17 protein-coding genes are annotated in these 24,406 nt (G+C 61.8%); 14 read left to right on the forward strand and 3 right to left on the reverse strand.

What is annotated here, in order from left to right:
- The first annotated feature begins 18 nt into the window (after nucleotides 1–18).
- Complete coding sequence (locus DV520_RS03805; protein ID WP_117141837.1) at nucleotides 19–1,542, forward strand: DUF3794 and LysM peptidoglycan-binding domain-containing protein; 1,524 nt, start codon at nucleotides 19–21, stop codon at nucleotides 1,540–1,542.
- A gap of 45 nt (nucleotides 1,543–1,587) precedes the next feature.
- On the opposite strand, the gene DV520_RS03810 is transcribed toward DV520_RS03805, so the two are convergent.
- Nucleotides 1,588–3,522, reverse strand: a complete 1,935-nt coding sequence (locus DV520_RS03810; RefSeq protein ID WP_117141838.1) for a thioredoxin domain-containing protein — start codon at nucleotides 3,520–3,522, stop codon at nucleotides 1,588–1,590.
- Between the two features lie 100 nt (nucleotides 3,523–3,622).
- On the reverse strand, nucleotides 3,623–4,870 hold the full coding sequence (locus DV520_RS03815; RefSeq protein WP_117141839.1) for a 6-phosphofructokinase: 1,248 nt from the start codon (nucleotides 4,868–4,870) through the stop codon (nucleotides 3,623–3,625).
- Between the two features lie 147 nt (nucleotides 4,871–5,017).
- On the opposite strand from DV520_RS03815, the gene fba reads away from it, so the two are divergent.
- From fba to DV520_RS03880, 13 genes are all read left to right on the forward strand, one after another.
- Nucleotides 5,018–5,953 carry a class II fructose-1,6-bisphosphate aldolase gene (fba, locus tag DV520_RS03820; RefSeq protein ID WP_021919496.1) on the forward strand — a complete coding sequence of 312 codons (936 nt, stop codon included), beginning with the start codon at nucleotides 5,018–5,020 and terminating at the stop codon, nucleotides 5,951–5,953.
- Nucleotides 5,954–6,051: 98 nt separating this feature from the next.
- Nucleotides 6,052–7,653: a spermidine synthase gene (locus tag DV520_RS03825; RefSeq protein WP_117141840.1), complete on the forward strand. Its 1,602-nt coding sequence runs from the start codon at nucleotides 6,052–6,054 to the stop codon at nucleotides 7,651–7,653.
- A 14-nt stretch (nucleotides 7,654–7,667) separates the two neighbouring features.
- Nucleotides 7,668–10,997, forward strand: a complete 3,330-nt coding sequence (locus tag DV520_RS03830) for a PD-(D/E)XK nuclease family protein (RefSeq protein ID WP_117141892.1) — start codon at nucleotides 7,668–7,670, stop codon at nucleotides 10,995–10,997.
- On the forward strand, nucleotides 10,975–14,553 hold the full coding sequence (gene addA / locus DV520_RS03835) for a helicase-exonuclease AddAB subunit AddA (protein WP_117141841.1): 3,579 nt from the start codon (nucleotides 10,975–10,977) through the stop codon (nucleotides 14,551–14,553). The genes DV520_RS03830 and addA overlap by 23 nt, the downstream gene beginning before the upstream one ends.
- Before the next feature lie 123 nt (nucleotides 14,554–14,676).
- Nucleotides 14,677–14,880 (forward strand): 50S ribosomal protein L31, encoded by a 204-nt coding sequence (gene rpmE / locus DV520_RS03840; RefSeq protein WP_021919442.1) that lies wholly within the window; start codon nucleotides 14,677–14,679, stop codon nucleotides 14,878–14,880.
- Between the two features lie 153 nt (nucleotides 14,881–15,033).
- Nucleotides 15,034–15,543, forward strand: coding sequence for a flavin reductase family protein (locus DV520_RS03845; protein WP_021919441.1), 510 nt, complete (start codon nucleotides 15,034–15,036; stop codon nucleotides 15,541–15,543).
- 21 nt (nucleotides 15,544–15,564) lie between these two features.
- Nucleotides 15,565–16,872, forward strand: a complete 1,308-nt coding sequence (gene hflX, locus DV520_RS03850) for a GTPase HflX (RefSeq protein WP_117141842.1) — start codon at nucleotides 15,565–15,567, stop codon at nucleotides 16,870–16,872.
- Nucleotides 16,873–16,885: 13 nt separating this feature from the next.
- The gene (locus tag DV520_RS03855; protein WP_021919439.1) at nucleotides 16,886–17,521 is read left to right on the forward strand and encodes a YigZ family protein; all 636 of its coding nucleotides are present in this window, start codon (nucleotides 16,886–16,888) and stop codon (nucleotides 17,519–17,521) included.
- A gap of 160 nt (nucleotides 17,522–17,681) precedes the next feature.
- Nucleotides 17,682–18,686 carry a deoxyguanosinetriphosphate triphosphohydrolase gene (locus tag DV520_RS03860; RefSeq protein ID WP_021919438.1) on the forward strand — a complete coding sequence of 335 codons (1,005 nt, stop codon included), beginning with the start codon at nucleotides 17,682–17,684 and terminating at the stop codon, nucleotides 18,684–18,686.
- A gap of 25 nt (nucleotides 18,687–18,711) precedes the next feature.
- Nucleotides 18,712–20,457: a DNA primase gene (gene dnaG, locus DV520_RS03865; protein WP_117141843.1), complete on the forward strand. Its 1,746-nt coding sequence runs from the start codon at nucleotides 18,712–18,714 to the stop codon at nucleotides 20,455–20,457.
- 105 nt (nucleotides 20,458–20,562) lie between these two features.
- Nucleotides 20,563–21,774 carry an RNA polymerase sigma factor RpoD gene (gene rpoD / locus DV520_RS03870; RefSeq protein WP_117141893.1) on the forward strand — a complete coding sequence of 404 codons (1,212 nt, stop codon included), beginning with the start codon at nucleotides 20,563–20,565 and terminating at the stop codon, nucleotides 21,772–21,774.
- A 152-nt stretch (nucleotides 21,775–21,926) separates the two neighbouring features.
- Nucleotides 21,927–22,577, forward strand: a complete 651-nt coding sequence (locus DV520_RS03875) for a manganese efflux pump (protein ID WP_117141844.1) — start codon at nucleotides 21,927–21,929, stop codon at nucleotides 22,575–22,577.
- Nucleotides 22,578–22,612: 35 nt separating this feature from the next.
- Nucleotides 22,613–23,539, forward strand: coding sequence for an FkbM family methyltransferase (locus DV520_RS03880; protein WP_021919434.1), 927 nt, complete (start codon nucleotides 22,613–22,615; stop codon nucleotides 23,537–23,539).
- 65 nt (nucleotides 23,540–23,604) lie between these two features.
- On the opposite strand, the gene DV520_RS03885 is transcribed toward DV520_RS03880, so the two are convergent.
- Nucleotides 23,605–24,327 (reverse strand): M15 family metallopeptidase, encoded by a 723-nt coding sequence (locus DV520_RS03885; protein WP_117141845.1) that lies wholly within the window; start codon nucleotides 24,325–24,327, stop codon nucleotides 23,605–23,607.
- Nucleotides 24,328–24,406: the final 79 nt, after the last annotated feature.

Below are 24,406 nucleotides of genomic sequence, written 5' to 3' on the forward strand. Positions count from 1 at the left end.
AAAGGATTGGTCACAGTGATGGAATTGGAACTCCGGCAGGAGACCGTGCGGGGATGGGAGTCCGTCTGCCGTGCGACATTGGAACAGGAAGAGACCGCAGAGATGATCGTGCCGGATGCCTGTCCGGACATTTGGCAGGTGCTGGATGGGGAGGCCCGTCTTCTCCTCCAGCGGAAGGAGCCCCAGGATGGGAAAGGGGAGTTTTCCGGCCTGCTGAAAACCACGATCCTGTATCAGCCGGAAGGAGAGCAGGGCCTGCGGGCCATGGAAGTGACCCTGCCCTTCTCCGCTTCCCCGGAACTGACCCAGCTGACCCGGCGGAGCATGCTCCATGTGATTCCCCGGGTACTGTCAGTGGATGTACATCTGCTCAACCCCCGGAAGGTTCTGGTCCGGGTGGGATATTGCTTGGACATCGAGGGCTTTGAGCCCCAGGCCAGAAGTCTGACCTCCCTGGTGGAGGAGCCGGAACGCTATGGAATCCGCCAGAAAACTGGGGAGCTGCGCAGCTTTCAGACCGTCTACGCCCAGGAAAAGGCATTTACCTACCAGGACACGGTGGTGCTCCCCGCCGGACGACCCGACGCGGTGGAGCTCTTGCGGACCCGGGCACAGTGCACCTGCACAGAGGCACGGGTCATCGGCAGTAAGTTGGTGTTCAAAGGAGAGGCGATGCTGCAGCTGCTGTGCCGGGGGGAGGACGGAGCCCTGTTTACCGGGGAATTCCACCTGCCCTATTCCCAGATCATGGATGCCGGGGAGGACAGTGAGGAGGGCATGTGCAGCATGGACCTTCTGTTCACCGACGTAAAGTGTACCCCTGTGGAGGAGGACCGGCGGAGCTTCCAGGTGGAGCTGGCGGTGCAAGCCCAGGCGGTGCTGCGCCGGGAGGTGACGGTGCCCATTCTCACCGACCTGTACAGCACGGCCTATGAGGTGCAGCCGGAGGAGGTAACCTGTCCTGTACTCCACCTCCTGGGACAGGGAGAGGAGCAGGAGAGCGTCCGGGAGGTGGTGGGAACCCAGGGCCTTCCCGGCAATCTTTTGGATGTGCAGGCCCGGCTGGGCCGGACCGGTCAGAGCCAGGAAGGAGAGGACCAAATGCTCACCCAGGAGGTGGAGCTGGTGGTGCTCTATGACACCGAGGAGGGCCTGGCGTCTGCCCGCCAAAAAGTGGTGGTGCAGCATCGCCTGTCCGGCCAGAGCGGCGGGAAGGCGGTGTTCTCCACGGAGCTTCTCCGGGAACCCACCGCTGCGCCGGCGGGAGAGGGAGTGGAGGTTTCTTTCCCCCTGGCCTTCCGCTGGATGGTTCTGGAAAAGGAGGAGGCCCCGGTGATTGGCCGGGTGACCTTGGGGGAAAAGCGGGAGCTCGGCGCCCGGCAGCCCTCTGTGATTCTCCGGGCAGTCCACCCTGGGGAGGACCTGTGGACCGTGGCCAAGGCCTACCTGACCACGGACAGCGACATTATGGAGGCCAGCGGCCTGACCTCTGGGGAGATTTTCCCGGGCCAGATGCTGCTGATCCCCCGGAAGAGCAGCTAAAGGGAGCGCCCCGGCACACAGTGCCGGGGCGCTTTGTCTGGCGTTTTATGATGGATACTGGTGGCAGGGAGGCAGACAGCTGTGGTTTTTACAGACATAGTAGGTGGTCTGTTCTCCCAGCAGGGGATAGGCGTCCGTGGGCTGTTCCAGAATGGTGACCACGGCGTCCAGGGGAAAGGGCCAGGGCTGCCGGGGCGGGGCCTCTCCCGGCGCCAGAACCACCGTGATCTCCTCTGCCGGCACGGCCTGGGCCAGCAAGGCCAGCAGAAAGACAGGATAGGCCGTGGGATAGGAGGCGGCCAGGGGGGAGAGAAAGGCCATTTGGGCTTCCGCTGCCCTCTGCCACGTATCCTCCCGGGTCAGATGGGACAGACGAATCAGGTTCCAGGCCATCATGGTGTTTCCGCTGGGAAGTGCCCCGTCCGCGGTGTCCTTGGGGCGAATCAACAGGGGATCGGCGTTTTGAGGCGTGAGGAAGAAGCCGCCGCTGGGGTCGGTGAAATCAGTAAGGACCTGCCGGCACAGGGTCTGCGCTTGGGACAGATAGGACGGCTCCAGGGTGGCTTCGTAAAGGGACAGCAGGCCAAAGGCGCAGAATGCGTAGTCCTCTAAAAACCCAATCCCCCGGGCCAACCCATCCCGGCTGGTGGCCGACAGGGTACCCTGGCTCCCATGAACCCGGGAAAGGTAGGTCCAGATCCCCCGGGCGGCGTCCCGGTAAATGGTCTGCCCGGAGACCCGATAGAGCCAGGATAGGGCGCCCATCAGCAGGCCGTTCCACCCGGCCAGCACTTTATCGTCCCGATGAAGGCTGGCCCGGGCCAGCCGGTATGCATACAGGGCGGGGATGCAAGCGGCGAATCGGTCCCCCGGCAAGGGGCTGTGGAGCAGATTGGGGATGCTGAAGCCATGGAAGTTTCCCTCTTCCGTGATGTCATAGCAGGCGTTAAAGGCGGTCCCCTGGTCTTCTCCCAGCACAGCCAGCACTTCCTCCGGGCGAAGGGCGTAGTAGGCGCCCTCGCTGCCGTCGCTGTCGGCATCCTGGGCGCTGACAAAGGCGCCGGAGGCCAGGGACATCTCTTTGAAGAGATAGCCGGCGGTCTCCGTGGCCACCTGGCGGTAAAGCGTCCGTCCCGTGATGGCGTAGGCCTTGCAGTAGGCCAGCATCAGCAGGGCGTTGTCGTAGAGCATTTTTTCAAAGTGGGGGATGTGAAAGGCCCGGTCGGTGGAATACCGGCAGAATCCGCCGCCGATGTGGTCGTAGATGCCCCCGCGGTAAAGCTGCTCCAGAGTTTTTTCCGCCATGGCCAAGGCGGCGGGGTCCGCCTTTTTCTCTCCATAGGTGAGCAGAAAGAGAAGACTGTGCCCCATGGGAAATTTGGGGGCGGCGCCGAAGCCGCCGTATGTCTCATCATAGGTCCGTTTCCACTGGGCCACGCCCTCCTCCAAAAGGGACCGGGTGGGGGAACTTTGCTCCGGAGGTCTCTGGGTAAGCAGCTGAAGAAACTGCCGCCCCGGGGCGGTGAGGGCCTCCCGGTCCTGAGCCCAGGCGTCCCGGATGGCAGACAGGAGCTGCCGCAGTCCGGTCAGGCCGCCCCGGCTGGTGGGAGGAAAATAGGTTCCGGCAAAGAAGGGAAGCTGTTCCGGGGTGAGAAACAGGGTGGTGGGCCAGCCGCCGCTGCCGGTGAAGGCCTGGCAGGCCGCCATGTAGAGGCTGTCAATGTCAGGCCGCTCCTCACGGTCCACCTTGATGGAGACAAAGCTCTCGTTGAGAAGCCGGGCAATCTCCAAGTCCTCGAAGCTCTCCCGGGCCATGACGTGGCACCAATGGCAGGTGCTGTACCCGATGCTGAGAAAGATGGGTTTGTCCTCAATTTTGGCCTTTTGCAGAGCTTCCCGTCCCCAGGGGTACCAGTCCACTGGATTGTCCGCGTGCTGCAGGAGATAGGGGCTGGTTTGGCCCCGCAGATGGTTGCTCATAGGGATACCTCCGTGATTAGATGCGGTTAGTATATGAAAAATCCACCAAAACATGCAAAAACCGTCCCTTTCTCAGAAAAAAGGGACGGTTTTTGCAGCTTCAGTCCATGTCGGTGGTACGCACTTTTTTTAAGTGGGCAAACTGAGGCAGACCATGGGCCAGGGGGCGTTGGAGCTCGCCCTGGATGAGGGGGAGGGCATAGTCAATGAAGGGCTGGCGGATGCCGTTGCCCTCGGGGGTGATCCAGTCCAGGGGGACCTTGCGCTCGGTGTTGGCGGCCTGGGTGAGGGGGATGAGCTTGGTCTGGCAGCGATAGCCGCTGGCGTCCCGGGTGCAGTCCAGGGCCACCATTTGGTCTGTGAGGCCGGCGGTGGCTGCCTCTACTGCGGCCTTTCCCGCCAGATAGGCCTCCCGCACGTCGGTCAGGGAGGCCAGATGAGAACCGCACCGCTGGAGCAGGGAGAGTTCAATCCCCCGTACTTTAACCCCCAGGGCCCTCTTCACGGACTCAGCCAGCAGGGCGGCCAGCCCGCCCAGCTGGGCATGGCCGAAGCCGTCGGTGGCGGAGGTCTTGGCCTCGGAGACAAAGGTTCCGTCCCCATAGTGAATGCCCTCGGAGACGGCCACCAGGCAGTTGCCGGTGTCCTCATAGACCCGCTTTACGTCGGCCAGAAAGGCCTCCATGGAGAAATCCACCTCGGGCAGGTAGATGAGGTCGGGGCCGGACCCGGCCCAGGTGGCCAGCCCGGCGGCACCGGCCAGCCAGCCGGCATGGCGGCCCATGATCTCCACGATCACCACAGTCCCTGTGTCATAGACCCGGGCGTCCTGGTAAAGCTCCATGCAGGAGGTGGCGATGTACTTGGCGGCACTGGCATAGCCGGGGCAGTGGTCGGTGCCGGACAGGTCGTTGTCGATGGTTTTGGGGACCCCGATGATGTTGCAGGGGTAGCCCACCCGCTGCATGTATTTGCTGATTTTGTTGCAGGTATCCATGGAGTCGTTTCCGCCGTTGTAAAAGAAGTAGCGGACGTCGTATTTTTGGAAGATTTCCAAGATCCGTTTATAGTCCGTGTCGTCCACATCCGGGTCAGCCAGCTTGTACCGGCAAGACCCCAGCGCGGAGGAGGGGGTAAACTGGAGCAGCTCCAGCTGACCGGGGTCTTCCTGTCCCATGTCGTAGAGCTGGTCGGCCAAGACCCCTTTGATGCCATGGGCGGCCCCCAGAACCCGGGTGATCTGGGGGGAGGCCAGCGCGGTCTGAATCACGCCCTGGGCGCTGGCGTTGATGACGGCCGTGGGCCCGCCGGACTGCCCGATGATGCAGGCGCCTTTCAAGTTTTCCATAAAGAAAACCTCCCTAATAAAAAATGAATGGAGAGCAAACTCGATTCCTCTTGAGAACCCATCATAACATATCCCATCCGCTCTTGCAATTCTCAATGAATGCTGGTACAATAATTTATCCGAATTGTTTGGAAAGGAGCGGTATCTATGCCGTTAGTGACGACCACAGAAATGTTTCAGAAGGCCTACGAGGGCGGGTATGCCATCGGCGCCTTTAACGTCAACAATATGGAAATTGTCCAGGGCATTACGGAGGCGGCCAAGGAAGTGAGCTCTCCTCTGATTTTGCAGGTGTCCGCCGGGGCCCGGAAATACGCCAAGCACGGCTACCTGATGAAACTGGTGGAGGCCGCCGTAGAGGATACGGGCCTGCCCATTGCCCTGCACCTGGACCATGGCGAGGATTTTGCCATCTGCAAGGCCTGCATTGACGGGGGCTTTACCTCGGTGATGATCGACGGGTCCAAGCATTCCTTTGCCGACAATATTGCGCTCACCCGCCAGGTGGTGGAGTACGCCCACCAGCACGGCGTGGTGGTGGAAGGGGAACTGGGCCGTCTGGCCGGCATTGAGGACGACGTGAATGTCTCGGCGGAGGACTCCTCCTATACCGACCCCAACCAGGTGGAGGAGTTTGTTCGGGCCACGGGGGTGGACAGCCTGGCCATTGCCATCGGCACCAGCCACGGCGCCTATAAGTTTAAGCCGGGGACCAAGCCTCAGCTCCGCTTTGATATCTTGGAGGAGGTTTCCCGCCGCCTGCCTGGGTTCCCCATTGTACTCCACGGGGCCTCGTCGGTGGTTCCCCACTATGTGGAGCTCATCAACGCCAACGGCGGCCAGCTGAAGGATGCCATCGGCGTGCCGGAGGATCAGCTCCGCCAGGCGGCCAAAATGGCGGTGTGCAAGATTAACATCGACTCGGACCTCCGCCTGGCCATGACCGCCGGCGTGCGCCAGCAGCTGATGGCGGACCCTGCGGGCTTTGATCCCCGGGGCTATCTGAAGGTAGGCCGTCAGTATGTGAAGGATCTGGTCAAGGACAAAATCGTCAATGTTCTGGGCAGCGATCACAAGGTCTGACCTGTCTGTGGCCGGCCCCTTTGAGGTCCGGTGGAACGGAGAAAACGGTACAGCAGTCGCTGTACCGTTTTTTGGTAAATCGGGAAGGAAAGAGAACCATGAAAGAACGCTCCATTCTGAAGAACAAGTATTATCTCTACCTGACGGAATTCTTTTCCGGCGTCTCCGTCATGGCGGTGGAACTGGGGGCCAGCCGTCTGCTGGCGCCGTACTTCAGCTCCTCCCAAATTGTGTGGACCATCATCATCGGCACCATTATGATTGCCTTGGCCCTGGGCAACCTCTGGGGCGGCCGGACCGCGGACAGGAATCCCGACCCTGACCGGCTCTACCGCCGTCTGCTCTTGGCGGCGGTCTGGATCGCTGCCATTCCCGTGTTGGGAAAGTACATTATTTTGGGCATTTCCAGTCTGTTGGTCCTCACCATCAGCACCCACTTTTTGGTGATTGCGGCCTTTTGCGCCTGTATGGTCATTTTTGTCTTTCCCCTGTTCCTGCTGGGCACGGTGACCCCTTCCCTGGTGAAGTACACGGTGGACAGCCTGGAGGACAACGGCAAAGTGGTGGGGACCCTGGGGGCCTGCAACACCATCGGCAGCATCCTGGGGACCTTTCTGCCCACCTTTGTCACCATCCCGGCGGTGGGCACGGCGGTGACTTTCTTGCTGTTTTCCGGGATTCTGCTGGTCATTGGGCTGGCCTATTTCTTCAGTGCGAGAACCTGCTGGAGAACCTGCCTGGCGGCGGGGATTCTCTTTGTGCTCTGCACCCTGTTGGGCGGCCGGGGCGGATTTGCCTTCTGGGAAAAGGACCTTACCTATGAAGGGGAGTCGGTTTACAACTATCTCCAGGTGAAAGAGACCGAGGACCGGACCATCCTCTCCACCAATGTCCTGTTTGGGGTACAGTCGGTGAAGATGAAGCAGGAGGGCCTCACCGGGATGTACTACGACTACGCCCTGGCGGCGCCGGTGATGGCGGGACTGCACCAGGGGACCGCGGGCCGGGTTTTGGTTCTGGGCAACGGCACCGGAACCTATGCCCGGCAGTGTACCCGCTATTTTCCCCAGGTTCAGGTCTCCGGGGTGGAGATTGATGACAAGATCACCCAGCTGGCCACGCGTTATTTTGACCTTCCCGAGACGGTGGATGTGACCACCTATGACGGCAGGGCCTACCTCCAGGCGGTGGACACCCAGTATGACGTGATTCAGGTGGATGCCTATCAGGACATTACCATCCCTTTCCAGATGTCCACGGTGGAGTTCTTTGCCCTGGTTCGGGACCACCTGGCGCCGGGCGGGGTGATGGTGGTCAACTTGAATATGCACTCGGACGGGGAGGGAAGCATCAACCAGGCCCTGTGCGACACCATTGCCAGTCTGTTTCCCTATGTGTCTACGGTGGATGTCCCCGGCACCACCAACCGGGAGCTCTTTGCGGCGGTGGACGGCGACCCCGTGCAGTGGCTGGCCCAACGCCGGGCCGCCCTCCCGGCGGGGGAGCTGCGGGACCAGATGGAACGGGTGTCCCAGGGGCTGATCCCCTATGTGGGCGGGGCGCATATTCTCACAGACGACAAGGCGCCGGTGGAACTGCTGGGGATGCGGGCCATTGATGATCTGATCCAGCAGGAACTGGCGTATTACCAGGAAATCTACCGGGAGGAAGGCCTGTCCGGCCTGCTGAACCGGTTTTGAAAGGGGGAAGGACCATGCTGCATATCCTCACAGGCCGGGCCGGCAGCGGCAAGACCACCCAGGTGCTTCGCCGGATGAGGGAGGCGGGAGAGCGCCGGCCCCAGCTGTTGCTGGTGCCGGAACAGGCGTCTTTTGAGACCGAGCGGCGGTTCTGCCGGGAAAACGGCAACCAGGCCGGGCGGTACGGGGAGGTGCTCTCCTTTACCCGTCTGGAGAACCGGGTGCTCTCCCTGGGCGGCGGGGCGGCGGAGCCTGTTTTGGACGCAGGGGGCCGGCTGCTGGTTCTATACGCCGCCCTTCGTTCTGTGCAGGCCAATCTGACGGTCTATGCCATGCCCTCCCAGAAGCCGGCCTTTCTGACCAGTCTGCTGACCACCCTGGACGAGCTGAAGAGCTACTGTATCACAGGGGAGCAGCTGACCCAGGTGGGAGAGGAGACCGAGGGATTGGACGGTGAGAAGCTCCGAGACCTGGGCCTGATTTTTGGTGCCTATGAGGCCATGACCGCCCGGGGCGCGCTGGACCCCCGGGACCGGCTGACCCGTTTGGCGGAAAAGCTGAGGCGGTTTCCCTTTTTCCAGGGTCAGGACGTGTATTTGGATGGGTTTACCGACTTTACCCCCCAACAGGGTCTGGTGCTGGCGGAACTCCTCCGCCAAGCCCACTCCGTGACACTGGCGCTGACCTATGGAGAGGGGGCTGGGGAGGAGGCGGTCTTTGCCCCGGCGAGGAAAACTCTGGCTTGGATCAAGGGGCTGGCTGCCAAGGTGGGCTGTCCTGTGGAGGAGGAAGCTCTGCCCGCCGGGGAATGGGAGCGGACCCCGCCCCTGCGCCATTTGGAGCAGGCGCTTTTTGCCCATCCCATGCCCTCCTATACCGGCCCCTGGGACGGTAGTATAGTGGTCCATGAGCTGCCCTCTCCCCGGGAGGAGGTGGCTTGGGCCGCCGGGGAGATTCGGGCCCTGGTCCGGCAGGGCCGGGTTCGCTACCGGGACATTGTGGTGACGGCCCGGTCTATGGACCCTTATTGGGAGCAGCTGGAGGGGGTGTTTGCCCAGTATGACATCCCCCTGTTTCAGGCGGATAAAACCGACCTTCTGCAAAAGCCCCTGTTTACCCTCATCACCGCCGCGCTGGACGCGGTGAACGGGGGCTATCTCTATGAGGATATGTTTCGCTACTTGAAGACCGGTCTGGCCGGACTGAGCCTGCCGGAGTGTGACCAGCTGGAGAACTATGTTCTCACCTGGGACATCTGGGGCAGCCGCTGGACCGGAGCCGGAGGCTGGACGCGTCACCCCGGGGGATACCATCAGCGGTTTACGCCCCAGGACGAGGAGACGCTGGAGACCCTCAATGCCCTCCGCCTGCGGGTGATCCAGCCTCTGGAACGGCTGCGGAAGAACGCCGGTGGCACCATCGGAGAACAGGTGCTCGCCCTCTACCAGTTTCTGGAGGAGATCCATGCCCCGGAGCATCTGGAGGCGCGAAGCGCGGCGCTGCTGCACCAGGGTGAGCCGGAGCTGGCCCGGCAATACAGCCAACTGTGGGAGATTTTTTGCCGGGCCCTGGAGCAGTGCGCGGCGCTGTTGGGGGAGGTGGAGGCAGCGTTTGCCGATTTTTCCCGGCTGCTGCGCCTCCTTCTGTCCCAATACTCGGTGGGGACCATTCCCGCCTCCCTGGACCGGGTGACCGCCGGAGATGCCCAGCGGCTGGGGGGACGGGCCTGTAAGGTGCTCTTCCTGCTGGGAGCGGAGGATGGGGCCATTCCCCAGGTGGCCCCCGGCCAGGGCCTGCTCACCGACCAGGACCGGCTGCTGTTGGAGGACTACGGGCTGACCTGTTCACCCCGGTTGGAGGAGAAGATCAGCCGGGAGAATACCATTGTGTATACCACCTGTGCCCAGCCCACGGAACGCCTCTGCGTCACCTGGCCGTTCCAGGGGGCGGGAGGGGGCGAGAAACGCCCCTCCTTCCTGGTGGAACGGCTGAACCGTCTGTTTCCCGCGGCGGCGGCCCAGGGGGGGGCGGCGCCCTCCCTGGATCAGCTGCGTGCCATGGCGGCCGGACTGCCCCAGGTCCGACAGGCTCTGTCGGACGATCCCCTCTGCGACACGCTGTTTCGCCGCCTGGATCGGGCGGCCCACTGGACCCGGGGAAGGTTGTCGGCGGACCGGGTGGCGGCGCTGTACGGGGAGAAGGTGGCTATGTCGGCCTCTCGGATGGATCAGTATCAGTCCTGTCACTTTGCCTATTTCCTCCGCTACGGCCTGGGGGCAAAGGACCGCCGCCCGGCGGGGTTCCATGCCCCGGAGTACGGAACCTTTGTCCATTTCGTGCTGGAAACCGTGCTGCGGGAGGTCCGGGCCCAGGGGGGGGTGGCGCGGGTCTCCCAAGAGGCGGTCCAGGCCTGCACGGCCCGGGCGGTGGAGGACTATGTGGCCCGGGAACTGGGGGGTATGGAGCACCAGACCCCCCGCTTCCGCTATCTCTTCCGCCGGCTGGAACGGAATGTCCGGGCGGTGGTGGACAATGTGGTGGCGGAACTCCAGGCCTCGGATTTCCAGCCGGTGCTTTTTGAGCTGGGGTTTGGTCCGGGAAAAGAGCTCCCTCCGGTGGAGATCACCGAGGGAGGCGTAACCCTCCGGATCTCTGGGTTTGTGGACCGGGTGGACGGATGGGTCAAGGACGGCCGGCTCTATCTGCGGGTGGTGGACTATAAGACGGGCCGGAAGTCCTTTGACCTGACGGAGGTCTGGCACGGCCTGGGGCTGCAAATGCTGCTGTACCTGTTCACTCTGGAGGAGGAGGGGGACCGCATTTTCGGAACGCGGCCCATACCGGCGGGGGTCTTGTACCTGCCGGCCCGGGACGCCATGATTTCCGGCAGCCGTTCCATGGATGAGGCAACCCGTCAGCGGCTGCTGGACAAAGAACTGGTCCGTCGAGGCCTGCTGCTGGAAGAGGAGGACGTACTGCGGGCCATGGAGCACGGGGAGGGCGGTCCCCGCTTTTTGCCCCTGCGGGTGAGCGCCCGGACGGGAAAAATCTCGGGGGAGGCTCTGGTCAGCGCCCAAAAGCTGGGCCGGCTGAAGCAGCACACCCAGCGGATCTTGGCCCAGATCTGCGGCGAGATTGCCCGGGGGACCATTGACGCTGACCCGGTCTGGCGGGGGGAGGCCAGGAATGCCTGCCAGTATTGTGAATTTTTCCAGGCCTGCCAGTTTGAAGAGCACACCGACCGCCGGCGGTGGATTCCGTCGGTGAAGAACAGCGAATTCTGGCAGTGGCTGGAGCAGACCCAGGAGGGAGGGAACACCCATGGCGGTGAAACGAACGCCTGAGCAGGAGGAAGTGGTCAAAAATCGCGGCGGCGCCCTGCTGGTTTCCGCTGCCGCCGGGTCGGGAAAGACCCGGGTGCTGGTGGAGCGGCTGATGGACTACATCCTCCAGGAGGGGCGGAATATTGACGAGTTTCTCATCATCACCTTTACCCGGGCAGCGGCGGAGGAGCTTCGGGCCCGGATTGCCAAGGAGATCGCCGAGGCGCTGGCGGCCCAGCCCGACCATGCCCACCTCCGCCAGCAGACGGTCCGGCTCTATGAGACCCAGATTTCCACCATCCATGCTTTCTGTACGGTCCTTCTGCGCCAGTGGGGCCACCTGCTGGATATCCCGGGGGACTTTGCCCTCTGCGAGGATGAGGAGGCCCAGGTCCTCATGACCCGGACCCTGAACCAGGTGCTGGAGGCACGGTATGAGGAGATCGACCCCACAGGGCCCTTTGCCAGGCTGCTGGATGTGCTCTCCAAAGGGCGGGATGACAGCCGCCTGCTGGAGATCACCTTGGATATCTATGGAAAAATTCAGAGCTACCCCGACCCCTTGGCCTGGCTGGCCAGCCAGCGGGAAGCCCTGGACCTGTCGGCGGTGACCGATGTGGGACAGACCCCCTGGGGCAGCCTGCTGCTGGAGGAGGCCGGCCAAACCGCCGCCTATTGGGCGGACCAAATGGCCTGGGCCTGTGACCTGGCCCAGAAAGAGGCGGGGCTGGAAAAGGCCTACGGGGACAGCCTCCAGGCCACCCGGAGGAGCCTGGAGGCCTTTGTCCAGGCAGCCGGAACCAGCTGGGATGAGGCGGCCCGGGTGGAGATTGTCTTTCCCAAGCTCAAAGCTGCCCGGGGGGTGGAAGACCCGGCCCTGCAGGAGCAGATCAAAAGCATCCGGGCCCGGTGCAAAAAGGCGGTGGAGGAGCTGACCCAAACCGTGTCCGGCCCCAGCGCCCCCCTGCTGGCGGATATGGCGCTGGTTTACCCCGCCATGCTGGGGCTGCTGGACCTGGTGGAGGATTTCTCCCGGGCCTATGAGGCGGCGAAGAAGCAGCGCTCCCTGCTGGACTTTTCGGACCTGGAACACTTGGCGGTCCGACTGCTGGTGGACGAGGCGGGGGGGCCCACCCCGCTGGCCCGGCAGTGGGGGGCGCGGTATACGGAGATCATGGTGGACGAGTACCAGGACACCAATCAGGTGCAGAATACCATTTTCCAGGCGCTGTCCCAGGAGGGGAGAAACCTTTTCATGGTGGGGGATGTCAAGCAGTCCATTTACCGTTTCCGTCTGGCCGACCCCACCATTTTCCTGGAGAAATACCGTACCTTTCCCCCCTATGACCAGGCCCAGGTGGGACAGGAGCGGCGGATTACGCTGTCCAAAAATTTTCGCTCCCGCCCCCAGGTTTTGGAGGCGGCCAACGATCTGTTTCGTGCCATCATGTCCCGGCGGTTGGGGGAGATGGACTACACAGACGGGGAGGCCCTGTACCCTGGCGGCACGTTTCCGGCGGGAGAGGGCTATGAGACGGAGTTTCATGTGCTGGACTTTACAGAGGACCCAGCGTACACCGAGGAGAAGCAAAACCGCAATGCGCTGGAGGCCAGGTTTGTGGCGAAGGAGATCGCAGAACTGCTCCAGTCCGGCTTTCCCGTGTCCGATGGGGCCGGCGGGACCCGTCCGGTCCGGCCGGATGATATTGCCATCCTTTTGCGCTCTCCCGGCCCGGTGCGGCGTTATTACACCCAGGCGTTGGAGGAGCAGGGGGTGGGCTGGTCCGCGGAAGAGGGGGGAGATCTGTTTGCTGCCTCAGAGGTCTCAGTGGCCCTCTCCTGGCTTCAGATCATAGACAACCCCCAGCAGGATATCCCCCTGCTGGCCGTGCTTCGCTCCCCCTTGGTGGGGATGACCGGGGACCGGCTGGCGGAGATTCGAGGCCTGGCGGAGGGCACCTTTTACACCGCCCTTCAGGCGGCCGGGGCGCAGGGGTGGGAGGACTGCCGGTCCTTTCTGGGCCAGCTGGAAGCCCTGCGGTTTGGGGCGGGAGAGGAGAGCAGTCATCACCTGCTCTGGTCTTTGTACCGGCAGACCGATATGCTGGAGGTGTATTCCTCCCTGCCCGGCGGGGAAAAGCGCCGGGAGAATCTACTCTCCTTCTATGAATTGGCCCGACGGTTTGAGGGAGCGGGACACAAAGGGCTCTTCGGCTTTCTCCTTCATTTGGACCGGGTACGGGAGAGCGGGGGCCTGCCGGCGATGCCGGCCGCGCCCAAGGAGGAGGCCGGGGTGAAAATCCTCTCCATCCACCGCTCCAAAGGGCTGGAGTACTCGGTGGTCTTTCTCTGCGGCCTGGGACGGCGGATCAACTATGGGGATTTGCAGAAGCCGGTTCTCTTTCACCCGCGGCTGGGCCTGGGGCCCAAGGGATTGGACCGGGAGACTATGGTGGAGTTTACCACCCTGGCCCGGACCGGGGTGGCGCTGGCCCTGAAGAAGGAACTGCTGGCGGAGGAGATGCGCCTGCTCTATGTGGCCATGACCCGGGCCAAAGAGAAGCTGATCCTGACCCACGCCCTGGCCTATGGGCGGGGAGACCTGAGGAACCTGGCGGAGAGTGTCTCCTACCCCGCCGACCCCCGGGTGCTGGCGGGGTGCACCAGTGTGGGTCAGTGGCTCCTGCTCACTGCGCTGGCCCGGCCGGAGGGGGGCGAACTGCGGGCGGCCATCGGCCGGGAGGAGCTTCCCCTGCCGGCGGCAGCCCTGGGGCCATCCTGGCGCATTGCCTACCATGGCGGCGGGGTGTCCCAGAGGGGGTCCTCCCGCCGTGGTCCCTGCAAGGCGGCGCGGCATGCCGCTCTTCCGCCGGAGGAGCTCCTCGCGCAGCTGCGCTGGCGCTATCCCTATGAGGCGTCCGCCGCCACCCCTGCGAAGGTGACGGCCACCCAGGTGGCGGACCAAGACCCGGAGGAGGCCGGCTGGTTTCTTCTCCGGGACCAGGGATCGAGGGAGCCGGCCCCGTTCTACCGCCCGCAATTTGCCCAGGCCTCTCTGGGGCTCACCCCGGCCCAGAGAGGGACGGCGGTCCACACGGTGATGCAGAGCATCCGTCTGGACAGAACAGGGTCTGTGGAGCAGGTCCAGGCGGAGCTGGACCGCTTGACCGGGGCCCACTACCTCACCGAAGCCCAGGCCCAGGCGGTGGACCCAGCCGCAGTGGCCCGGTTCTTCGCAGGGGACCTGGGCAGGCAGCTGCGGGGGAGCCGGAACCTGCACCGGGAGTATCCGTTCTCGGTCCTGACCGAGGCCCGTCGCTTCTTTCCCCAGGCGCCGGCGGGGGAGGAGGTCCTGCTCCAAGGGGTGATCGACTGCTGGTTTGAGACGGCGGAGGGGATCACCCTGGTGGATTTCAAGACGGACCATGTCTCCGCCGAGCATCTGGCCCAGCGGAGCCAGCGGTACCGGGGGCAGATGGCAGCTTACGCCTATGCCCTGGAGGAAGTGACCGGAATCCCGGTTGTCCGGCGGGTACTCTGGTTTTTGGTCCCCAACCTTGGGGTGGAGCTGTCCTGAATCCACGAAAAAAACCCAATAATTCTGAAAAAAAGAGTTGCATTTTTGCTCTGAAAGTGGTATCATGTATCATGCGCTTGTGAGGCGCGATCATTTTTTGACATCAGAAAGAGGTGAACACTCATGAAGGAAGGCATCCATCCCAACTACGAGCAGACCACAATCAGATGTGCTTGTGGCAACGTGATCGAGACAAGATCTACTAAGAAAGACATCCGAGTAGAAGTTTGCTCCAAGTGTCACCCCTTCTTCACCGGCAAGCAGAAGATGGTGGATACTGGCGGACGCGTCAGCCGCTTCAACAAAAAGTTCGGTTTGGAAAACTAAAAGATTTTGTCTTTGAACCCGTGCCCTTCCCGGCACGGGTTTTTCCGTTGTTCCCGTCGGGAAAAAGTTTGCCCCCGACGGTGTCTGCCCCTGGCTTTTTGCATAGACTAAGCCGAGTACCCTTTCATCTGCATAAAAATAGGAGGCGTTACCATGTTTCAATCCATCGACCCAAAACAACTGCAGGAAAACGTCTTTTCCCTCATTGGTGACCAGTGGACCCTCATTACCGCCGGCACACCGGACCACTGCAACACCATGACCGCCAGCTGGGGCGGCCTGGGTGTGCTGTGGCGTAAGCCGGTGGCCACCATTTATGTGCGACCCCAACGGTATACCTATACCTTTTTGGAGGAGAATCCATACTTTACCCTGTCGTTCTTCGGCCCCCAGTGGAAAAAACAGCTGGCTTACTGCGGCGCGGTCAGCGGCCGGGAGGAGGACAAATTTGCCGCCTGTGGGTTTCACGTGGGGGCGGCGGGGCAGGCGCCGTATATTCAGGAGGCCGATCTGGTCCTGGTGTGTAAAAAACGCTATTGGAATGATCTGAACCCGGCGCACATGGATGAAGAGGCGTTGAGCAACTACCAGGCCAAGGACTATCACCGGGTTTACATTGGAGAGATTACCCAGGTCTTGGTCAGGCAAAAGCAGATTCCCTGATCTTGGAAAAAGGAGGTCCCTATGACCGATCATACGATGGAAGAAAAGAGAAATCACGCCGTCCTGGTGGGGCTCCATGCCAGCAGCCTCTCCCAGGAGGAGAACGCCAGCGACGCCACCCTGGAGGAATTGGAGGCGCTGCTGGAAACCGCCGGCGGTGTGTGCGTGGGCAGTGTGCTCCAAAATCGGGAGACCCCCGAGGCCAGAACCTTCATTGGAGAGGGGAAGGTGGCGGAGGTGGCCGCCCTGGTCCAGGCCCAAGGGGCGGACCTGGTGGTCTTTGACAACGAGCTTTCCCCCTCCCAGCAGCGGGTCCTCACCGAAGAGGTGGGGGCCCAGGTCATCGACCGGGCGGGGCTGATCCTGGACATCTTTGCCCAGCGGGCCCGGACCAAGGAGGGGCGGCTCCAGGTGGAGCTGGCGCAGTACAAATACCTGCTGCCCCGGCTGACAGGTATGTGGGGGCACCTGGTCCGTCAGACTGCCTCCGGGGGAAAATCCCCCATTGGAACCCGCGGCCCCGGAGAAACCCAGCTGGAAACCGACCGCCGGCACATCCGCCGGAAGATCGCCAAGCTCACCGAGGACCTGGAGGAGGTCCGCCGGATTCGGGCGGTCCAGCGGGACCGCCGGGAGAAGAATGAGATCCCCGTGGTGGCCATTGTGGGCTATACCAACGCCGGCAAGTCCACCCTCCTCAATGCCCTGACCCACGCTGGAATCCCGGCCCGGAACCGGCTGTTTGACACCTTGGACACCACCACCCGGACGCTGGAGATCTCTGACACCTGCACGGTACTGATCTCGGATACCGTAGGCTTTATCCGCAAGCTCCCCCACCACCTGGTGGAGGCCTTCAAAGCCACCTTGGAGGAACTGGCTTATGCTGACCTGATCCTCCATGTCATCGACGCCTCCAACCCGGAGTGGCGGGAGCAGGCCGAGGTGGTGGAGGCCCTGATTCGCCAGCTGGGGGCGGAGGCCACCCCGCGGCTGGAGGTATTCAACAAATCGGACATCTATGTGGGGGAAATCCGCCCCCATGGGGAGGATATTGTCTCCATCTCCGCCAAGACAGGGGAGGGGCTGGACCAACTGCTGGCCATGATCGGCAAGCGTCTGGACACCGGATTTTATCGGGTGACGCTGTCTGTGCCCTATGACAAGGGCGGCGTGGTGGACATGCTCTATCGGGAGGCCAAGGTGGAATCGGTGGAGTACGGCCAGACCATTCAGGTGGTGGCGGTCTGCGGGGAAAAGACCGTGGGTCAAGTGCGGGAATACGTGATTGACGGCTGGCAGCCCAGCAAGGAATTTTGGGAGGACTAAGGAGGCGGGAACCATGGCAGAGTATTATGTCCCAGCCCGGGACAGCGAGACAGAATTCACGGAGAAGCGATCCCGCTTCATTGGCCATGTCTGGCGGGTGGAGCAGGAGGAAGAAGCCCGGGAGAAGATTGCCCAGATGAAGGCCAAGCACTATGATGCCCGCCATAACTGCTGGTGCTACCTGATCCGGGAAGGAGGCATCATCCGGTATTCTGACGATGGAGAGCCCCAGGGAACCGCGGGCCAGCCAATGCTGGAGGTCTTTCGCCGGGCGGGAGTGGAGAATGTCTGCTGCGTGGTGACCCGGTACTTCGGCGGAATCCTCCTGGGCACCGGCGGGCTGCTGCGGGCCTATACCAGGTCGGCCAAGGACGCGCTGGACGCGGCGGGCATCGCCCAGGTCCGTCAGTGGGCCCAGACGGTGGTGGAATGCCCATACCCCCTGCTGGAGCGGGTCAAGCTGGAGATTGCCGCCGCCCAGGGCATTCTGGGGGAGGTTTCGTATGGCGCCCAGGTCCGCCTGCCCGCCCTGCTGCCTGTGGAGCACTGGCCGGCCTACGCGGCCCGGATCACGGAACTGACCGCAGGCAAGATCGCGGCGGAGAAGCTGGGGGAGACCTTCCAGGCGGCGCCGGTGGAGGCCCGCTGAGGGGGGCGTGCCTCTCATTTTTCAGAAAGAAACCCTGATTTTTAGAAAATATTCCTTTTATTCATAAAAAGTTTTCATAGGAAGCAGGAATTCGCAAATTTTTTCCGTATAATTTTTAGGAAGAACAGGCCCTTACAACACGAAACGGGAGGGAATGCCCATGTTCCTGCGGGAGATGACAGAAGAACTGGAACGACAAACCTTGTCCCCCTACGCGGCGCTGTCTGCGGACTCTCGGGGGCGGCAGCGCCCCATGGAACCCTGTCAGATCCGAACCTGCTATCAACGGGATATTGACCGGATTCTCCACTCCAAGTCCTTTCGGCGTCTGATGCATAAGACCCAGGTGTTTCTCCAGCCGGAGGGGGACCACTACCGCACCCGAATGACCCACACCCTGGAGGTGGTTCGGATCTCCCGCACCATCGCCCGGGGCCTGCGGCTCAACGAGGACCTCACCGAGGCCATTGCCCTGGGTCACGACCTGGGGCACACCCCCTTTGGCCACGCGGGGGAGCGGGTGCTCAACGAGATTCTTCCCGGTGGCTTCCGGCACAACGAGCAGTCCCTTCGGGTGGTGGACCGCCTGGAAAAAGGGGGCGAGGGGCTGAATCTCTGCTATGAGGTGCGCCGGGGCATTCTCTGCCACACGGGCCCGGACCGGGCCGAGACCTTGGAGGGACAGATTGTCCGGGTGGCGGATAAGATTGCCTACATCAATCACGACATCGACGATGCCATGCGAGGGGGGATCATTTATCCTCTGGACATCCCCCTGGATATCTCCCAGGTGCTGGGGTTTGACCACGGCGGGCGGATCAACACGCTGACGGGAGATGTGATTCAGGCCAGCCAGGGAAAAGGGGAGATTGTCCAGTCCCCCGCCTGCGGACAGGCCATGGCCCGGCTGCGTCAGTTCATGTTTGAGGCGGTTTATCACAACCCGCTGGCCAAGGGGGAGGAGTCCAAGGCCCAGGATATGATCGCCCGCCTGTTTGAGTTCTATCAGCAAAACCCGGATGACTTGCCCCCGGATTACCAGGATATCCGGGCGCGGGAGGGGGTAGACCGGGCGGTCTGTGACTACATTGCCGGCATGACCGACAACTACGCCGTGGCCAAGTACAGCGAGGCGTTTATTCCCCTGGCCTGGTCGGTGAAATGAGAAAAACGGAAAGGAGGGGACCGCGATGGCCATTCCATCGTCATTTAAGGATGAGCTGGTGGCGCGAAGCGATATTGTTGACGTGGTCTCCGACTATGTGACCCTGACTCCCAAGGGGGGGAGCTATTGGGGGCTCTGTCCCTTTCATGGGGAGAAGACCCCCTCCTTCCATGTCCTGCCGGACCGGCAGCTCTACCACTGCTTCGGCTGCGGCAAGGGGGGCGGCGTGGTCTCCTTTGTGATGGAGATGGAGAACCTGCCCTTTCTGGATGCCCTCCGCCTGCTGGCTAAGCGGGCGGGCATGGAGTTTCCCGAGGGGGACCTGGACGAGAGCAGCCGCCGGAAACGAAACCGCCTGCTGAACCTGAACAAGGAAGCCGCGCGATTCTTTCACAGCCAGCTCCACAGCCCTGTGGGGCAGCCGGGCCTGGACTATCTCCAGCGCCGGGGGCTGTCCAAAGGGATTATGACCCGCTTCGGCTTGGGGTTTGCCCCGGACAGCTGGGACAGCCTCATTCGGGCCATGGCCCAGAAAGGGTATGAAAAGCGGGACCTTCTGGACGCGGGTCTGGCGGTGAGCAACCAAAAGGGGAGCATCTATGATCGCTTCCGCAATCGGGTGATGTTTCCCATCATCGACCTGCGGGGGGATGTCATCGGCTTTGGCGGACGGGTGCTGGGGGAGGGAACCCCCAAGTATCTCAACTCCCCGGACACGCCGGTGTTCAACAAGAGCCGCAACCTCTTCGCCCTGAACCTGGCCAAAAACACCAAGCTGGGCCGGATCGTCCTGACAGAGGGGTATATGGACACCATTTCCCTCTACCAGGCCGGGTTTGACTGCGCGGTGGCCAGCTTGGGGACCTCTCTGACGGCGGACCATGCCAAGCTGCTCTCCCGATTTACCAAGGAAGTGGTCATCTGCTACGACGCCGACAGCGCCGGGGTTCAGGCGGCCAACCGGGCCATTCCCATGCTGGAAAAGACAGGGCTGAAGGTCAAGGTGCTTCGGGTGACAGGGGCGAAGGACCCGGATGAGTTTCTCCGCTCCTTCGGCCGGGATGCCTTTGCCCGGCTGTTGGATCAGTCGGAGAACTATGTGGAGTACAATCTGCGGCAGCTTCAGAGCGGCTATGATTTGACAGACCCGTTGCAAAAGGCGGAGTTTGCCCGGGCGGGGGCGGAGCTGCTGGCCTCCCTGGACAGCCCGGTGGAGCGGGAGGTCTATGCCGGCCAGCTGTCCGAAATGACTGGCGTGGGGAAAGCCGCGCTGCTCCAGGAGATCCAGCGGGTGCAGGACCAGCGCCTGCGCGCGGCGAAAAAGAAGCAGACCCGGCGGAATTTGACCCCTGTGGCGCAGATTCAGCCCAAGGCCCGGCAGCTGCGATATGAAAATCCCCGGTCCGCCCGGGCGGAGGAGGGCATCCTCCGTCTGCTGATGCTGGACGGGTCCCTGGTAAAGCAGACCCAGGGATTGGAACCCGGCCAGTTTTCTGCGCCGGTTCTGGGAAAGATCTACCAGGTCCTGCTGGAGCATCTGAAGCAGGGGCGGCCCCTCCAGCTGGGCACCCTGGAGGGAGAGCTGGAAGGGGAGGAGATTGCCCTCCTGGCGGACATTCTGGGCCAGCCCACGGCCCTGGAAAACGGTGCCAAGGCCATGGCGGACTACCGGGCCGTTTTGGAGACCGAGCGAATGAAGCAGCAAACCACCACCGATGAAGCGGTGCTTTTGGCCGCGCGGGAAACCTATCGGAAAAAGAAAAGTATATAGGAGATGGAGCACATGAGCGAAAAAAAAGCACCGGAGAATAAACGGGAAAAAGAAAAACTGATTCATGTTACCGAGGAACAGCTCCAAGCGGGCAAGGCGGAGATCATGAAGATTGTGGCGGGCCTCAACGGCGCGGAGAAGCTGGGGGACCTGCTGGATAAAGGCCGGAAAAAGGGCCGCCTGTCCTCCGGAGAGCTGATGGAGGCCCTGGAGGAGATTGACCTGGAATCCGAACAGATGGACAAGATCTATGATGTTCTGGAGAACATGGGCATTGACACCGCGGGGGAAGACTACCTGCCTGAGCTCAGCGGGGATGACATGCCCCCCATTGAGGAGATTGAGGAGATTCCCGAGGAGGAGATTGTAGACCCCAATACCCTGGTGGACTCCTTCGGCATCGACGACCCGGTTCGGATGTACTTAAAGGAGATCGGCAAGGTGGACCTGCTCACCAGTGAGCAGGAGGTGGCCCTGGCCCAGACCATGGTCACCGGCCAGGAGACCAAGCGCCAGCTGGAGGAGATGGAGGCCGAGGGTGTGGCCCTGGACCCGGAGGCCCGGCGGGAGATGGAAAAGCTGGTCAAGGCGGGGGAGCGGGCCAAGCAGAGTCTGGCGGAGGCCAATCTCCGTCTGGTGGTCTCCATTGCCAAACGCTACGTGGGCCGGGGGATGCTCTTCCTGGATTTGATTCAGGAGGGGAACCTGGGCCTGATCAAGGCGGTGGAGAAGTTTGACTATACCAAGGGATACAAGTTCTCCACCTATGCCACCTGGTGGATTCGCCAGGCCATCACCCGTGCCATCGCGGACCAGGCCCGTACCATCCGCATTCCGGTCCACATGGTGGAGACCATCAACAAGGTCATCCGCGTCTCCCGCCAGCTCCTCCAGGAGCTGGGCCATGATCCCTCACCAGAGGAGATTTCCGAGGAGATGAACATGCCGGTGGACAAGGTGCGGGAGATTTTGAAAATTGCCCAAGAGCCTGTCAGCTTGGAAACCCCCATCGGAGAGGAGGAGGATTCCCATCTGGGCGACTTTATTCCTGACGAGGACGCTTCCGAGCCCTCCGAGGCCGCATCCTTTACCCTGCTGAAGGAACAGCTGGTGGATGTGCTCTCCACCCTCACGCCCCGGGAGGAGAAAGTGCTGAAGCTCCGCTTTGGCATTGAGGACGGCCGGACCCGCACCCTGGAAGAGGTGGGCAAAGAGTTCAACGTCACTCGGGAACGGATTCGGCAGATTGAAGCCAAGGCCCTGCGAAAACTGCGCCATCCCAGCCGCTCAAAGAAGCTGAAGGATTTTCTGAACTGAACAAACACAGTCCCCCGTGGCAGGCGGAAGCCTTGCCGCGGGGGATTTTTGTGCCCGTGGACAGAACCGGGACACCGGCAGAGAGGGAAAACAGGGGAGGGACAAAAACGCGGCGGCACGCATACTATGGAGAAAAAAGAGACGGGGTGTGGATGGGAATGGAGACGCTGCTGCGCTCCCTTTTTGAGACGGGGCTACTGGTCATTGCCTTGTCTGTGGACTCCTTTGTGGCCAGCTTTTCCTATGGCGCCAATCATATTCGGATGCCATTTCGTTCGGTGGCCTGCATCAGCGGAATTTGCAGCGGAAGCTTGGGGCTCTCTTTGCTTGTGGGCCGCGGCCTCCGATCTTATTTGCCGGAGGGGGTCCTGCCTTGGATTTGCTTTCTGCTGCTGGCCGGGCTGGGTATTGTCAAGATTTTTGACAGCTCCCTCAAGGCGCTGATCCGGCGGCACCGGGACCTGCATAGACAGTGGCAGTTTTCTGCCTTTCACTTTCGCGTGATTCTGAACATTTACGCCAACCCGGAACAGGCAGATCAGGACCGATCCGGGGCTTTGTCCGTGGGAGAGGCCACGGCGCTGGCGGTGGCGTTGTCCCTGGACAGCTTGACGGTGGGGGTCGGGGCAGGGTTGGATCAGACGCCGGTTTTCGCGGCGGTGCTGCTCTCTTTTGTTCTGGGCCTGGCGGCCATCCTGCTGGGCCGCTGGCTGGGAGATAAGCTCATGAGAGGACTTCAGATTGAGGTGTCTTGGATCAGCGGCCTGATGCTGCTGGTTCTGGCGGGCCTAAAGCTGGTGTGAGCCAGCGCGTCCAAATTGTATGGGAGGGTTTGTACATGAACGAGATTGATCAGAAGTTTGAAGCATTGGCGGCGGAGATTCGGGGACTCAGTGAGAAGGAGATTTACTATCGCATCCGGAAGCACTTTGACCAAGTGCCCCGTGAAATTCAGAAGAGCTGCATGGACTTTTTCAATCAGTTCAATTATTGGGGCAGGCTTGACCCGGAGAAAGGCGTGTACGAAGAGATCGAAGAGAAAGGGCAGGCGCTGTTTGCACATATGGAGGACTTTGTCTGGCTGTATCATCACTTGGGGGACTACCGGTCCAAGAAAACCCTCTATGCCATTTTGAACAACTGGTACCGCTATGATTTCACCACCACGGCGCAGGCCAAGGAGTATCTCTTTGACGACTATTTTGACCTGGACCTTGTCTCCTGCAGCACGGAGGAGGTGGTTGTGGACCTGGGGGCGTTTACAGGGGACACGGTGCTCTCCTACCTGAAAAATTATGGCCAGGACTGCTATAAACGGATTTACTGCTATGAGATTACCCCCAAGATCTTTGCCCTGCTGCGGAAAAATCTGGAGCAGTACAGGGACATCGAGTTTCGTATGAAGGGGGTGGCGGATACCGAGGGAACCATGTTCCTGGTCAGCAACCAGACCAGTGCCTCGGCCAATACCCTTGGGCAGGAGCGTGGGGAGGAGGTTCCTGTGACCACTCTGGATCAGGATATCACCGAGCCGGTGACGCTGATCAAAGCGGATATTGAGGGGTTTGAACAGAAAGCCCTGGAAGGGGCGAAGCATCATATTTTGAACGATCACCCCAAGCTCCTCTTTTCCGTGTATCACAACAATGAGGACCTCTGGAAGATCCCTCAGCGGATTCACCAGATATCCCCAGAGTATCGCTTCTACCTGCGCTTCAAAAGTTCTCCTCTCTATCCCACGGAGATCACGCTGTTCGCCCTCTGATGGAGGGGGAAAGGGGCCCCCGGGCTGGTACGCCTGGGGGCCCCTTTTTTGACCAAGGGAAACCGCTACCTCTGGAGAAACTCTTCCAGACACAGACCGGATTGCCGGATGGCCTGGGCATATTCCCGCCCGACATACCGGTAATGCCAGGGCTCGTAAATAATCCCCGTCTTCTCCTCCTTGTCAGGGGGATAGCGAAGAATGAAGCCGTACTCCCAGCAGTGCTCCATCAGCCACTGCTGGACCGCGGTGTCCTCCTGGGCTCGGTTCAGCACTTGATTTTGGGTGTCCACAATGTCCACGGCCAGGCCCAGCTGGTGCTCGCTGGTGCCCGGGACCGCCACCTCCTTGGCCGCTTTGGCCATGGCCTCCGACCGGCTGTTTCCCCGGGCGATCTGCTTTTGCACCAGATTGTTGTAGAGCTGGGTCTGCTTTTCCTGGGTCCGGTAGGAGGAACAGAGGAGCGGTGCATGTCCCGCGGCGCGGCAGTCGGCCAGCATGGCCTCCAGGTCGGCGGCGCAGCGGGAGTCTACCTGGTGTCCGTTCTCGACCTGGGTCAGCTGGGGCTGGTATCCTTCGGGCAGGGGATGCCAGGGATTGACCAGGCACAGGCGCCAGTCCGCCGGGTCTGGGGTCTCCTCTTGGGACACCGGGGTGGGCGGCACAGCCTGGGAGACCGGTGCGGCGTTGGAGTCAGGCGAGACCTCTTGGGAGAGGCCGAACCAGATCAGTCCGACCGAAAGAGCGGCCAGCAGCCCCAGGGAAAGGAGAATGCGGTTCTTTTGCATGGAATCTTCACCTCACAGTTTGTAAGGAAAAGATACCAGGGCGCTCCCTCCAATACGCCGCATTTCGACATCAAAACAG

The sequence above is a fragment of the Evtepia gabavorous genome, assembly GCF_003425665.1.
Taxonomy (GTDB): domain Bacteria; phylum Bacillota; class Clostridia; order Oscillospirales; family Oscillospiraceae; genus Evtepia; species Evtepia gabavorous.